The following is a 13,010-nucleotide window of genomic DNA, read 5'->3' as shown; positions in this document are numbered from 1 at the left end:
AGATTTAGTTTAAAAAAGATGATTTACTAAAGAATACCTTGATATAATTCGATCAGTTTGTTGATCACGAGTTCTTTGTTATTTTTCCTTAGTACCAAATCCCTCATATTATGACCGCTTTCGATTAATGCATTTGGGTCTTTTTGATAAATTGAAATGGCTTTTGTAATCTGCTTTTCCAGTGCATCCATATGCTCCGCCTCAGTTACATAAGTATAGTCGAATACGTCTTCGCCGCCATCTAAATCATCAATAGTGCCAATTCTTGGGCAAATAACTGTTCTGCCGTAGGAGAACCCCAAAATGACAGTTCCTGAATTAAGGCTGCTTTCAAGAGAATAGGGTAGAATGAGCAGGTCTGATTGATGAATATAGTTTGGCAATTCCTCGTCTGGGATAAACTTCAGTTCCAAGGCTATGTTGCTCATTCCTTCTGCCTGCTTTACTAGCTCGTTCCGGTATGTTTCAGAAGTTGGATTACCAGCAATGGTTAAGTGAATCGCGTTAGGAAATCGGCTGGCAAGTTGAATCAGCAGTTCAATATTCTTATAAGGCTTTATCGCTCCAATGAATAAAAGCTTCAATTTGGAAGAGCGTTTCTCCGAATTTTCGGCAATCATTGGCCCATATACATCGACAAAGTCAGGGTGAGGAATGTGGACAACTTTAGCTTTAAGATTTGGGTATTGACTGTGCAAAATTTCTTTGGAAACAGCTGAATGAATTACAATTGCATCTGATGCAGATACAAGTTTTTTAGTAAGCGCTCTACTCAATTTTCCAGATTTCTTCTCATGAGATAGTCTATTGTGCATTGTCCAGACCAATTTCTTCTTTCCAAATTTCACAGCTATCAATACTACCAATTTCCTTAAATAACTAATCCACATGCTTTTAGAGCTGCTATCATCCAGATTTTCAAACCAATTCAAATGAACCAGTCGGATTGATTGAAAATGAGTTTTTGATGATAGGAAATCATCTAACCTGTTGACATCATAGCCATGCTCTTCTAGTCCGTCTACCAGAATTGCGATATACTTGTTTTCCTTGTTTTCAGGGGGATTAAAGATGATTTTATTGGTTGAACTCATCTTCATTTCGAAAGGTTTGAATTCAGGCTCTTAGCCAGCGCCACTCCGATATCTTTGATTGATAGGCCAAATTTCGCTCGAGTTTTCATCCAGTTTTTGGCTTTTTGAAGTGGATTACTTCGCAAGGAAAGCATCATAGTATACAGCTTCTTCTCATGCATGTATTTATCTTTTTCATTAAGTAAATGCTGATAAATCACTTTTTCTGAAGAATGAGGCGGATTATTTCTCATGAAATCTCCTAGCCACTCCGAATAACTTATGTCAGCCATCATTTTGTGGAGATCGTTTCCTGTGGAGGTGATTGAAAGTCGATTACTGCGGTATTCAAAAACGGGTTTGTTGGAATGTGCAATTCCAAACTTAGCCGACGCGATAAAAGCTGTGATATCATCAGATCCCCAAGCAAGTGGAAGTTTATAGAAACCACCTTGGGCTTTTAGCGCTGAAGTCTTATAGACATAGTCGGAAATATAATTTGAACGTAACTGACGTAGGCGATGCCATATAGAATCGTACACATGCTCGAAAGCCGGAAGCGCAGGAGTTAACATCACATCCTTGCCATCGTCATCGATAATTTTACTTCGGCAATGATACACATGCAGGGATGGATAGTTATCGATCAATCGACCGAACTCTGTCAAATAATCTGGTGCTAATCGGTCATCATCACCCATTATGACGATATATTCCCCAGCTGATAATTCCAGGCATTTATTCCAGTTATCCACTAAATCGTAAGCGCCGACATTTTTTTCATTTTTAAAATATCGAATTCGAGGGTCCTGATTTTTCAGCACAATTTCTTCAATTGGTTCTGGTGAGCAGTCATTCAGGATGAGCAGCTCAAAGTCAGGATTGGTCTGCGCCAAGATGCTATCAATGCATTCTTGAAGGTATTTGCTTTTGTAGGCAGGAATACAAATAGAAAATTTATTCTTGCTCATTGGATGGTTTTCTTTTCAAAAGTTTAGTTCGGAGAAATTCAATATCCGCCGATTTGATAATAAATAGAAAGTGGAAGGTGGCAAAAACCGTAGTGAATATCATCGAACTCACAATCATTTTCCACAAGCCCATAGGCATGTCAAGCCATTTACCTACTCCATATGCGATTGCAAAAGCTATTATTGAAGCCAATACTGATGGAGCAAATGCGCCAAAGAAAATCTTCTTACTATCAAGGTTGAGTACTTTTGGAATATAGTAAACATAGAAGAAGCCGATCTGAATCAACATGTAAGCGAGATAACCAATTACAGCAGCACCGACATTCATAGTAGGCGCAAGAATTATTGTGATAGGAATTGACAAAATGCATGCTGTGGCCGATGAGTATATCAAGAACCTTGTTTTGCCAGAAGAAAGCACCAAGCTGGCGACGGGAGTATTGTGCATATTAAGCAAAACAGTAATTAGCCATATGTTAAGCCAGATGGCCAAGTGGAGGTAATCTTTTCCCATATAGAGCAGGAGAATTGATTCCGAATTCAGCACCAATAGAAAAACAATAAAACTTAAAAAGATTGATATGAATCGAGTGGCAATGAAAACCATCTTTTCCATTTTAGAATGATTTCCTTCTTGGTAAACCTTGGATGCGGAAGGCAAAAGCACTTGCAGAAAAATTGTTCCAAATGAAATAATCAGCATCGCAATTGTCTGGATCACACGGTAATCCGTCAGTACATCTATTCCTGAAGCGAACTTCGCTAGCAAAATTGGACGTAGCTCATTTGCCGTGAGCTGGAAAAGACCCATAAGGAAGATTGCCGAACTATAGCCGATTATCTCTTTAAATATTTTTCCATCCCATTTTGGAGTAAGTAATTCTCCTAAAGGAACCGGGAACACACGTAGGCGTAAAATATTTAGCGGAATCGGAACGAGTGTTGAGATCGTGTAGAAAAGGAAGTATTGAGGCAAAGACCACTTAAAGTGAATTGCAGCAATTGCCACAACGAAATTCAACACACTGCTCACCACAGTTACTCTATTGACGTAGCCAAGTTCATCTTTGGCGCTGAGCAATTGTATGATGACGTTCGACAGCCAGTTGAGAACTGTACTTGCCGAGAGGATGTACATCATGATCTTATATGTGGGGATCTGATTTTGGTTGAGATTGAAGAAAAAATGGCCGTAGTTGGCCATAAACATGAAGATCAGCGCATTGATAACGCCGATCGTGCCATAGAAAATTATGCTGGATCGAGATGCTTTTCCAATATTCTGCCAGTCAGATTTTGCTTCCCACATAGAGAAAAAACGAACAGAGCCCACGTTCATTCCAAGGTCCATTAATCTCAAGTAAGCATTGAGGGAAAATGCCAACGCGATCAATCCATAGTCAGCTTTTCCATAATAACCCACCAAAAGTGGGATGGTCACAAACTTTGCGGCAGCATCAAGGATTTTGGCTAAAATCCCCCATACTGAACCTGAAAAAATACGATGAACGGCTACTGGTTTTGTACTCAAAATAGTCTTTGGATGATTTTGTACTCAATTTACATCCTACTTGACAAAAATAGTTCCTGAGCTTAATTTACATCAATTAAAAATCAAGTATCTTTTTTGCATAGATCATCCTATGGCAACTTCTTCGGTATTAAATCTACCTCATTAAAGAATTTGCTGAAGGTATTGGCCTATTGGTTACAAATGAATTGTTATTGGGTTGATTTTGATTAACCTTTATTATACTAGTTAAACACATGACAAAAGTCTTAATTATAGGTGCCTTTGACCGATATAACTACGGGGATTTACTTTTTCCACTAGTAATAGAAAGGCAGCTAAGCACCTATGGAGAGAATTTTCATTTTGAGTATTTTGGTCTTATTGAGAGTGATCTCTCAAGTGTAGGAGGTTTGCCTACAAAAGGTTTGAAGAAGTTTTATAAAGCCTGCAGTGATCCATCAGACCCTGTAAACGTGATTATAGCAGGAGGGGAAGCCTTGGGCGTGACCTGGAATTCGCTTTATGCAGCATTGAATCCTCTATTTCAGCGAATCAATAAAAGACATGTTAAGGTAAATAAGGTGTTGAATCTGAACGCTTGGACGAAGAAAATTTTGAAGGGAAAAACGACCTTACCTTTTGTGTTTGATAAAAGTGATTTTGCTGGAGTGCAATCTGTGACATTAAATTCCCTAGGTGGCTCTGGACTTGGAGAAGCTATTTTTGAAAAGTATGACTTTCTAAAAGAGAAGCTTCAGAATGCAGATTATTTTGCCGTTCGAGATCAGTTGACTGTGGATAACTTATTAGAAAATGGAGTAAAGGCTGATCTCTTTCCTGATTCTGCTATTTTGATGTCCGAGTTTTATCCTATGGATTTTCTCCGAGCGAGAGTTACTAAAGAAGTAGCTGGCTATGTCGATGAGAATGCAGGGAAATACGTTTTTGCGCAAATAAACAAGAAAACTACTCGTGGTCATGAGCAAGTCATTGCCCGTGGATTGGACGAGATTTACCTCAAAGAAAAGATAGATATTTGCCTTTGTCCAATAGGGAAAGCATTGGATCATGATGATCATGAGGCTCTGCAGGAGCTAGGGCATTTGATGTCGAGCCCACACACCTATTTCGATGCGGACAATATCTGGGATATCATGTATTTACTTGCAAACGCAAAATGCTATGTGGGAACTAGTCTGCATGGAGCTATCACTGCAATGAGTTTTGCTGTGCCGCATGTAGGGCTTAAAGTGGAAAAACTTGGAGCTTATTTAGCAACATGGGGAGTTAAGGAGAATCAACACTCTGTGGAGTTTTCGGAACTTTATGAACATTACAAGATAGCGGTCTCAATTACTAAAATGGAATATGAAGCTTCGAGAGATCGTCAGCTAGTAGAGATTAAAAAGGGTTTTGGGAAAATGATGCAGGTACTAAAAGCGAAATGAGTAGTTCGATGTTGTCCTGCTTTTGGAGAAGCAAATTAACCTCGAACTAAAAATATTTCGTGATTTTTGTGATTTAGCCAATTTAGGTTTCCATCTGCTTTTACCATCACATATCCAGAATCTACTTTTAAGGTTGTCACTTCATAGAATTTCGAAGGTTTGATTGGCTTTGATTTATTGAATTTTCAAGAAAAAACTGCCAGCCTGTCACCCTGCCTGCCGATATTTTCAATAGCTTTTTGGCTTTTAAGAGTTTTGGTTTTAACTATTCCAACATATTGTAGAAAACTGCAAAATATACCCTTTCGGTACGAAGGTTGTTTTAAAGTATACAAGGTTAACTTGTTTAACCTTGTATTTATCAAGTAATAATAATTTTAAAACAGTCATTCAATCCTGATTTGTTTCCGCTTCTAAGTGTTCAAAAGGAACAATTGTAAGTGGAAAAAATCAAATAATTATAATAAAAATTAAAATGTCTAAGCAAAGAATTCTCATCAAATATGGCGGGAATGCGATGACAAATCTCCAGTTGCAGCATGAAATTGCTGCACAGATTTTTAAACTTCAGGAAGCGGGATTTGAAGTCATCATGGTTCACGGCGGTGGGCCTTTTATTAATAAAGCATTAGAAAAAGCAGCCATCAAATCACAGTTCGTAGATGGCCTAAGGGTGACGGAAGCTAAGGCTTTCTCAGAAATACAAAAAGCCCTTATAGGTGAGGTCAATGCAGATCTTATTTCCACGCTCAATCAAAACAAAATAAAAGCCATCGGTCTTTCTGGTAAGGATGCAGGTATGGTACACGCTAAAAAATATCAGCACAAATCTGCTGGTGGTGACATGGTGGATTTAGGATTGGTGGGCGAGATTATTCATATTGACGATACACTGATTAATTTACTTTGCGAGGCGGGATATGTGCCTGTAGTGGCTTGCATAGCTGATGGATTCGATGGGATTTCATACAATATCAATGCGGATACTTTTGCAGGAAAACTTGCAGCGGCTGTAAATGCAGACCAACTTATTGTATTGACTGATGTGGATGGCCTTTTTCTAAACTATCCAGATCCCTCATCGATCATTCGAGAACTGAATGAGGTCGCTGTAATGGCACACATGGGAACGACAATACAAGGCGGAATGATCCCAAAAATTCAATCCTGCATGTTAGCTTTAAATGAAGGAGTGAACAAAGCAATTATTTTAAATGGTACCAAGCCAGAGCAAATTGCCAAGTATGTACTTGACAATGAAAAAATTGGCACTACACTAACACTATAGAAGAATATGACAAATCAAGATTTATATACCAAAGACAAGGAGAATTATCTACCCACCTTCAACCGCTTTCCTATTGCCTTTATCAAAGGAAAAGGAAGTAGACTTTGGGATGCAGATGGCAAGGAATACATAGATTTATTGGCTGGAATAGCTGTGAACAACGTGGGGCATTGCCATCCGAAAGTTGTCAAAGCAATTCAGGAGCAGGCAGCTCAATTGATGCAGATTTCTAACTTTTTCGTAAGTCCACAACAAGTTGCTCTTAGTGAACTGCTGGTAAAAATCTCTGGCTTAAGTCGAGTTTTTCTAACAAATAGCGGCTCTGAATCCGTTGAGACAGCGATCAAAATAGCCAGAAGATATGGCCATAAGAACGGTACAGGTGGAAAAGTCATTTCAATGCACAATTCTTTTCATGGTAGAACATTAGCTACTATCGCTGCAGGTCAAGAGAAATATCAAAAAGGATTTGAGCCTATTCCAGCTGGATTTGACCAAGTTCCTTTTAATGATCTTGCTGCCGTGGAAGCAGCGATTGATAGTAACACAGCAGCTATAATGCTGGAGCCGATTCAGGGTGAAGGAGGAGTTGTTCCTGCAGAAAATAATTATCTGGAAGGCCTGAGAAAGCTTTGCGATGAGAAAGGTGTATTGTTAATTTTTGACGAGATCCAATGTGGAATAGGCCGAACTGGAAAGTGGTTTGCAAAAGACCATTATGGGGTACAGCCTGATATTATGATTTTAGCTAAAGGCCTAGGTGGTGGGGCCCCAATTGGTGCTGTACTTTGTAATGAGAAAGTAGCAAGTGCCATTGAATTTGGTGATCATGGTACAACTTTCGGAGGAAATCCATTGGCTGCTGCAGCAGCACTAGCGACTATTGATGTGATCAATGAAGAGCAACTTTGCGCACGAGTGACAGAAACTAGTGAATGGCTGAAAGGTAAATTTGATGAGTTGATAGCAAAACACGATGAGCTGGAGTCAGTTCGAGGATTAGGGTTGATGCTGGGTGTCAAGATGAAGTCGGAGGCTAAACCTTTCGTAGTGCGTTTGCTTAAAGAAGGAATCGTGGCAAATGCTACTGCAGTAAATATATTGAGATTAGTCCCTGCCTTAAATATTAGTAGGGAGGAGCTAACCATTTTCTTGGAAAAACTAGACGAGATCTTATCAGAAACCACAGTAACTGTCTAATATGATTGATCAAAAATTGAAAGTAGCCATTGTTGGTGCATCTGGATTTACCGGGTCTGAGCTGGCGAGATTGCTTCTAAATCATTCAGGAGTTTCTATAGAAATGATCACTTCGGAATCACATATAGGGAAGCCTTTTTCGGACTTGCATCCTCAGTTTTTTACCAGATTGGACATTCCTTTAGTTAGTGCTGAAGAGGTGAGCAAACAAAAGTTGGATGTTATTTTCTTGGCTTTGCCACATGGAGTATCCATGGATTTTGTGGCCAAATGGAAAGACTCTGGAGCTAAAATCGTTGACCTATCTGGAGATTTTAGACTTTCTACTAAGGAAGTGTATGAAGAATGGTACAACAAGAAACACAGCTATCCACAAGGATTTGATACAGCTGTGTATGGATTGCCAGAGCTTTTTGCAGAGAAGATAAAGGGAGCGAACCTAGTTGCTAACCCTGGCTGTTTCCCTACCGCTTCTATTTTGAGCATGGCTCCGCTTTTTGCGAAGCAGTTGGTAGAAGATAAATCATTGATCATCGATGCCAAATCTGGTCTAACTGGCGCAGGGATTAAAGCAAGTGCGACTACTCATTTTTCTAATGTAAATGAGAACTTCAAAGCTTATGGAATCGCTGGGCACAGACACACTATAGAGATAGAAGAGCAGTTAGGGGCTTTGTCAGGAAATCAGTCAACAGTCCAATTTACACCTCATTTGCTTCCAGTGGATAGAGGTATTTTAGTGACAGCTTACGCCAAAGTAACAGGTGAAATGAGTCAGGAGAAATTGACTGAAATGTATCGGGACTATTATCAAGACAAGCCTTTCGTCAGATTGAGGAATGAAGCTCCAGGTATCAAAGATGTCCGTGGAAGTCATTTCTGTGATGTGTATCCAGTTTGGGATGCGAGGACAGAGCGCGTGATTGTGATCTCAGTTATTGATAACTTGCTAAAGGGCGCAGCTAGTCAGGCGGTTCACAATATGAATTTAATGTTTGGTTTGTCAGAAGCCGAAGGGCTGAACCAAGTGCCATTAAAACCTTAAAGAGACGGGTGACCGAAGTAGCTTAAATCCTATAGTTGGACTGATTCTATGATTAGTTAGTTTACTGACAAAAAAGAGGGTTTATATAATCTTAATTTAGAAAAGATGATTAAAAATATCACAAACGTACGGGGCATTAAATGCTGGGGTGCGCATACTGGAGTAAAATCCATGAAAAGGGATTTGGCAATAATCTATTCTGAAGTTCCGGCTGCAGCTGCAGGCACGTTGACCCAAAATAAAGTGCGTGCTGAGCCTATCAAAATTACAGAGAGAAACCTTGCGAATAATAAGGCACAAGTAATTATCTGCAATGCGGGAAATGCCAATGCATGTACTGGCGATCAAGGAAGAGAAGGTGCCGAAGCGATGGTTCGGGCCACCGCAGAGGCTTTGGGAATTTCTGAAGATGACGTGATCGTGGCATCTACTGGTATTATTGGTGTAGAATTTCCTACCGAAGATGTAGTAGAAGGTCTAAAAGTTAATATTCCAAAACTGAGCGGAGAGTTAAAAGCCGGATCATTTGTGGCGAATGCAATTTTAACTACTGATACTTTTGCGAAGGAAGGATTTATAGATTTTGAGTATGACGGAGTAATGATCAATATGGGTGGCGTAGCCAAAGGATCCGGGATGATTCACCCTAACATGGCTACAATGCTGGCTTTTGTTGTGACTGATTTCCATATAGATGAGAAACTACTCCAAGAGGCGGTGAGTTACTGCGTGGATCGATCATTCAATATGATCACAGTGGATGGAGATACGTCCACAAATGACATGGTAGCTGTGTTAGCTAACGGTTTGGCCGGGAATAGAAAAGTGACCAGTAAAGAAGATCCAGGGTACACAGTCTTTCAGGAGAAACTGCTAGAAATGCTCACTCACTTGGCCAAGTTAATCGTTTCTGATGGAGAAGGAGCTTCCAAGTTCATAGAGTATAAAGTGACCAAAGCAAGGACTGAAGCCATTGCAAGGTCGCTGATTCGGGCGATATCGGATTCAACTTTAGTGAAGACAGCCATGTTTGGCCGTGATCCCAACTGGGGAAGAATTATAGCTGCTGCGGGTAATGCTGGTGTTGCTTTTAATTATAAAAAAGTAAACCTTTTTATCGGTGATCAGAATCATTTAGTACAGGTTTTGGATAAAGGGAATCCTGCACAATTTGAAAAGTCGTATATGAAAAAACTACTTCGAGAATCTCATATTCGCGTTCATATGGAATTGAATACTGGAGATGAAGAAGGTATTGGTTGGGGATCTGATTTGACCACTGATTACGTGATGTTCAATTCGGTTTATACGACCTAATCGATCGATTTTATAGCTAGTTATGAGAAATCCTGCTTCTTCAGAGACAGGATTTTTTTCTTTTCTAATCTATCTTTACAAAAAACTCTTCCAGATCCACTTCAAATCCAGCTATACATTCAGATTTGACAATATCACCATGGGTAAAAAGTCGCGATGGTACGTATTTCCCTTCAGTAAGTGTGTAAATAAGTAATGTCTCCTGGTCTGGCTGAATTACTCAGTATTCCTTGACTCCTGACTCCTCATAAACTTCGTACTTGTTCCGTAATTCTTTCCTATTATTTCCCAGAGAAAGTACTTCCACGATTAAATCAGGAGCACCGACACATCCTGCATCATCCAATTTGGATCGGTCGCAAACGACACAGATATCTGGCTGAACGACCGTAAATATATCTTCATTCTTTTTGGATTTGACTGGAAGTCTAACGTCAAAAGGAGCGATAAAGACATCGCACGTTTTCTTATCAAGAAACTGTAATAGCTCTGATCCTAATCGCAACACGATTTTCTGATGCTTCATTCTAGGCGCTGCAGCAGCAGAACGAAACACTTTTCCCTTGATCAGTTCGACCATTTCATCGATCTCCCAAGTCAAGTAGTCCGCATAAGAATATACTCCATATTCTGTAAACGGCTCTTGTACAAGGTCTTTATCCTCAGATTCCATATAGGCAATTTAATAAAATGGTGGGGAATTATCCTTAACAGAGAAAAGCCCTTCGAAATCAAAAAAAAGATCTCAAAAGTCATTATCAATTTGAATACCTATCCACTTCAAAACCTTTCAACTCAAGGGTAGTGTCTCTCTGCTGATGTAGTTCACTTATAATTTTGCCAGAAGCGGGAGCCAGACTGATTCCCATCATGGAATGTCCAGAGTTGACCAATAGGTTGGAATAGCCTGGAGCGAACCCTATATAAGGAAGTCCGTCTGGCGAGCAAGGTCTTAAGCCTTTCCAGATTTTATTTTCTTCAGGGAACTTCGCTTCGAATTCTGGGTAGTATCGATTGATGGATTCGAAAATACCTTTCACGCGGTTAAGGTTTACTTTCTGATTGGTACCAGCGATTTCCATGGTTCCACCAAAGCGAATTTGATTACCATAAGGGCTGACAGCCACTTTCGATTCCGTAAGAATCGAGGATTGCATAATTTCAGGTTTGTTTTCCTGAAGGAAAGAATATCCTTTTCCTCCCATCATAGGAAGACTAAAACCTAATAAACCCGCTAACTCACCAGACCAAGAACCTCCAGCTAGAATCACTTTTTCTGCATCTATTTTTCCTTTGTCCGTGATGACAGCTTTTACTGTATTTCCACTTTTTTCAAAGCCGGTTACTTTGGTGTTTGCAAGAAATTTTACGCCTCTATCCTGTAAATAGCTTTTCAGAAATTCGTATAGTTTACCAGGGTCCAAATGTGCATCGCCTGGAAAATGAACAGCTCCACGAGCTTTCACTTCTAAGTTTGGTTCAAAAGTTCTGATGTCTTCAGGGGTCAGAATATCAGCCTGCAAACTATTGGCATTCGCAAGTTTGGCGTATTCGATTTCCTCTTTTTCTACTGCCGCGGTTTGGTAGATCATCATTAATCCTTTCTCCTGAAGTGCAATCTTAGAGTCAGGGTGAACATCGTGAAATTCCTGATAAAGTGCCTTGCTAAGCAAACTCAGGTTTTTCAAAATTGGAACACTGCGCTGCACGTGAGCTGGATTGGAGGCTCTATAAAACTGATAGCACCATTTCAAAAGTTTGGCGTCCAGTCGTGGATGAATGTAAAATGGGCTTTTGGAAGAAAACATCCATGATATCCCCTTGCTGATCATTCCTGGAGCGGCCAAGGGAATAATATGACTTGGCACTATCATGCCAGCATTGCCTGTGGAGCAATTCGTTTGCATGTCGCCTTGATCGATTACCTGAACTTCAATACCTTCCTTTTGAAGAAAATACGCGGTAAACAGGCCAATTATTCCGCCGCCGATGATGAGGGTTGGTTTCATGAAATAAGTATCAAGTAGTTAGTATCAAGTCCTAATACATTAAGGTGCCGCGGGTTTTGATACTTATGTCTTGTGTCTAATAACTATTATATTACTTGGAATCCATGCACATACGGGTCGTCATCATCTAGGATGATTGTGTTATATCCGTACACTTTTGCCCAACCTTCAATGCTTGGGATGATTGCTGGTTTGCCGGCTATTTCAGTTTCTTCTTCGATTCTTCCGATGAATTTTGACCCAATAAAGCTTTCATGAATGAAGTCTTCATCCGGTTTCAATAGTCCTTTTGCGTACCACTGAGCTAGTCGAGCAGAAGTCCCTGTCCCACATGGTGAGCGGTCAATTGCTTTATCACCATAGAATACTGCATTTCTTGCCGTGCTGGTTGGGTCTAGAGTTCTGCCTGTCCAGAGTACATGAGAAAGTCCTCTGATAGCTGGTTGCTCTGGATGAACAAACTCGTATTTTTCATTCATTTTTTTGCGAAGGGAGCGTGCCATTGAAATCAATTGTTCGGCTTTAAAATGCTCAATTCCTGGGAAATTTTCCTGAGGATCTATGATGCAATAGAAATTGCCTCCATAGGAAACATCTACCGTCAATTTGCCGAGTTCATCAGATTCTATCTCCAAGCCTTCTGCTGCAAGAAAACTTTTTACATTCGTCAGTTTGACAGATTTGACCTTTTTGCCTTCTTGTATGTATTCTACTAGAACCAATCCCGCCGGAGTTTCTAGTCTTAGCTTTCCGGGGGTTTTAGGATGGATTAATCCTTCCTCAATTGCAATCGTGACTGTTCCAATCGTTCCATGGCCACACATTGGAAGACATCCGCTAGTCTCTATGAAGAGTACGGCTACGTCATTTTCGGGATTGTGAGGGGGAAAGAGCATAGATCCAGACATCATGTCGTGACCTCGGGGCTCAAACATTAGCCCAGTTCTGATCCAATCATAATTCTCCAGAAAATACTGGCGTTTTTCCAGCATGTTTTCTCCCTTAAGAAAAGGAACTCCGCCAGAAACTACCCGAACAGGATTGCCGCAGGTATGGGCATCTATACACGAAAAGGTGTTTTTCATTAAGTAGCTTTTAGTAGTTTGATTATTTGACCAAATTGAATTATGCACGTTTTTTGGG

General features: G+C 40.1%; 10 protein-coding genes and 1 pseudogene. 5 read left to right on the top strand and 6 right to left on the bottom strand.

What is annotated here, in order from left to right:
• Window positions 1–26: 26 nt before the first annotated feature.
• Genes BVH02_RS04500 through BVH02_RS04490 form a run of 3 tightly spaced genes read right to left on the bottom strand, consistent with a single transcriptional unit; the run spans window position 27 to window position 3,578 of the window.
• Complete coding sequence (locus BVH02_RS04500) at window positions 27–1,094, bottom strand: glycosyltransferase (protein WP_158093855.1); 1,068 nt, start codon at window positions 1,092–1,094, stop codon at window positions 27–29.
• 2 nt (window positions 1,095–1,096) lie between these two features.
• Window positions 1,097–2,044, bottom strand: coding sequence for a glycosyltransferase family 2 protein (locus BVH02_RS04495; RefSeq protein ID WP_086499492.1), 948 nt, complete (start codon window positions 2,042–2,044; stop codon window positions 1,097–1,099).
• Window positions 2,031–3,578 (bottom strand): lipopolysaccharide biosynthesis protein, encoded by a 1,548-nt coding sequence (locus BVH02_RS04490; RefSeq protein ID WP_086499490.1) that lies wholly within the window; start codon window positions 3,576–3,578, stop codon window positions 2,031–2,033. Before BVH02_RS04490 ends, BVH02_RS04495 begins: the two co-directional genes overlap by 14 nt.
• Before the next feature lie 236 nt (window positions 3,579–3,814).
• On the opposite strand from BVH02_RS04490, the gene BVH02_RS04485 reads away from it, so the two are divergent.
• From BVH02_RS04485 to argJ, 5 genes are all read left to right on the top strand, one after another.
• Window positions 3,815–5,008, top strand: a complete 1,194-nt coding sequence (locus tag BVH02_RS04485) for a polysaccharide pyruvyl transferase family protein (protein ID WP_086499488.1) — start codon at window positions 3,815–3,817, stop codon at window positions 5,006–5,008.
• Window positions 5,009–5,483: 475 nt separating this feature from the next.
• Complete coding sequence (gene argB, locus BVH02_RS04480) at window positions 5,484–6,296, top strand: acetylglutamate kinase (RefSeq protein WP_086499486.1); 813 nt, start codon at window positions 5,484–5,486, stop codon at window positions 6,294–6,296.
• A 6-nt stretch (window positions 6,297–6,302) separates the two neighbouring features.
• Entirely contained in the window at window positions 6,303–7,496 is a 1,194-nt protein-coding gene (locus BVH02_RS04475) for an aspartate aminotransferase family protein (RefSeq protein ID WP_086499483.1), read from the top strand.
• A 1-nt stretch (window position 7,497) separates the two neighbouring features.
• Complete coding sequence (gene argC, locus BVH02_RS04470; RefSeq protein WP_086499481.1) at window positions 7,498–8,541, top strand: N-acetyl-gamma-glutamyl-phosphate reductase; 1,044 nt, start codon at window positions 7,498–7,500, stop codon at window positions 8,539–8,541.
• Window positions 8,542–8,646: 105 nt separating this feature from the next.
• The gene (argJ, locus tag BVH02_RS04465; RefSeq protein WP_086499479.1) at window positions 8,647–9,858 is read left to right on the top strand and encodes a bifunctional glutamate N-acetyltransferase/amino-acid acetyltransferase ArgJ; all 1,212 of its coding nucleotides are present in this window, start codon (window positions 8,647–8,649) and stop codon (window positions 9,856–9,858) included.
• A gap of 64 nt (window positions 9,859–9,922) precedes the next feature.
• Here argJ and BVH02_RS04460 read toward each other — a convergent pair.
• From BVH02_RS04460 to BVH02_RS04450, 3 genes and pseudogenes are all read right to left on the bottom strand, one after another.
• A pseudogene (locus BVH02_RS04460) lies at window positions 9,923–10,531 on the bottom strand (Uma2 family endonuclease).
• A gap of 85 nt (window positions 10,532–10,616) precedes the next feature.
• Window positions 10,617–11,867: an NAD(P)/FAD-dependent oxidoreductase gene (locus tag BVH02_RS04455; protein ID WP_086499474.1), complete on the bottom strand. Its 1,251-nt coding sequence runs from the start codon at window positions 11,865–11,867 to the stop codon at window positions 10,617–10,619.
• Window positions 11,868–11,953: 86 nt separating this feature from the next.
• Window positions 11,954–12,952 (bottom strand): 4-hydroxyproline epimerase, encoded by a 999-nt coding sequence (locus tag BVH02_RS04450; protein ID WP_086499905.1) that lies wholly within the window; start codon window positions 12,950–12,952, stop codon window positions 11,954–11,956.
• Between the last annotated feature and the right edge of the window lie 58 nt (window positions 12,953–13,010).

This window comes from Algoriphagus ratkowskyi, from assembly GCF_002150505.1.
Lineage (GTDB): Bacteria > Bacteroidota > Bacteroidia > Cytophagales > Cyclobacteriaceae > Algoriphagus > Algoriphagus ratkowskyi.
The sequence above is the reverse complement of the archived record's forward strand: the minus strand, read 5'-3'. Positions and strand labels throughout refer to the sequence as shown.

Excerpts from the sequence above, each read along its gene's own strand:
- BVH02_RS04500 (WP_158093855.1), bottom strand. The coding sequence starts at position 1,094 with ATGAGTTCAACCAATAAAATCATCTTTAATCCCCCTGAAAACAAGGAA.
- argJ (WP_086499479.1), top strand. The coding sequence starts at position 8,647 with ATGATTAAAAATATCACAAACGTACGGGGCATTAAATGCTGGGGTGCG.
- BVH02_RS04495 (WP_086499492.1), bottom strand. The coding sequence starts at position 2,044 with ATGAGCAAGAATAAATTTTCTATTTGTATTCCTGCCTACAAAAGCAAA.
- BVH02_RS04450 (WP_086499905.1), bottom strand. The coding sequence starts at position 12,952 with ATGAAAAACACCTTTTCGTGTATAGATGCCCATACCTGCGGCAATCCT.
- argB (WP_086499486.1), top strand. The coding sequence starts at position 5,484 with ATGTCTAAGCAAAGAATTCTCATCAAATATGGCGGGAATGCGATGACA.
- BVH02_RS04475 (WP_086499483.1), top strand. The coding sequence starts at position 6,303 with ATGACAAATCAAGATTTATATACCAAAGACAAGGAGAATTATCTACCC.
- BVH02_RS04485 (WP_086499488.1), top strand. The coding sequence starts at position 3,815 with ATGACAAAAGTCTTAATTATAGGTGCCTTTGACCGATATAACTACGGG.
- argC (WP_086499481.1), top strand. The coding sequence starts at position 7,498 with ATGATTGATCAAAAATTGAAAGTAGCCATTGTTGGTGCATCTGGATTT.
- BVH02_RS04455 (WP_086499474.1), bottom strand. The coding sequence starts at position 11,867 with ATGAAACCAACCCTCATCATCGGCGGCGGAATAATTGGCCTGTTTACC.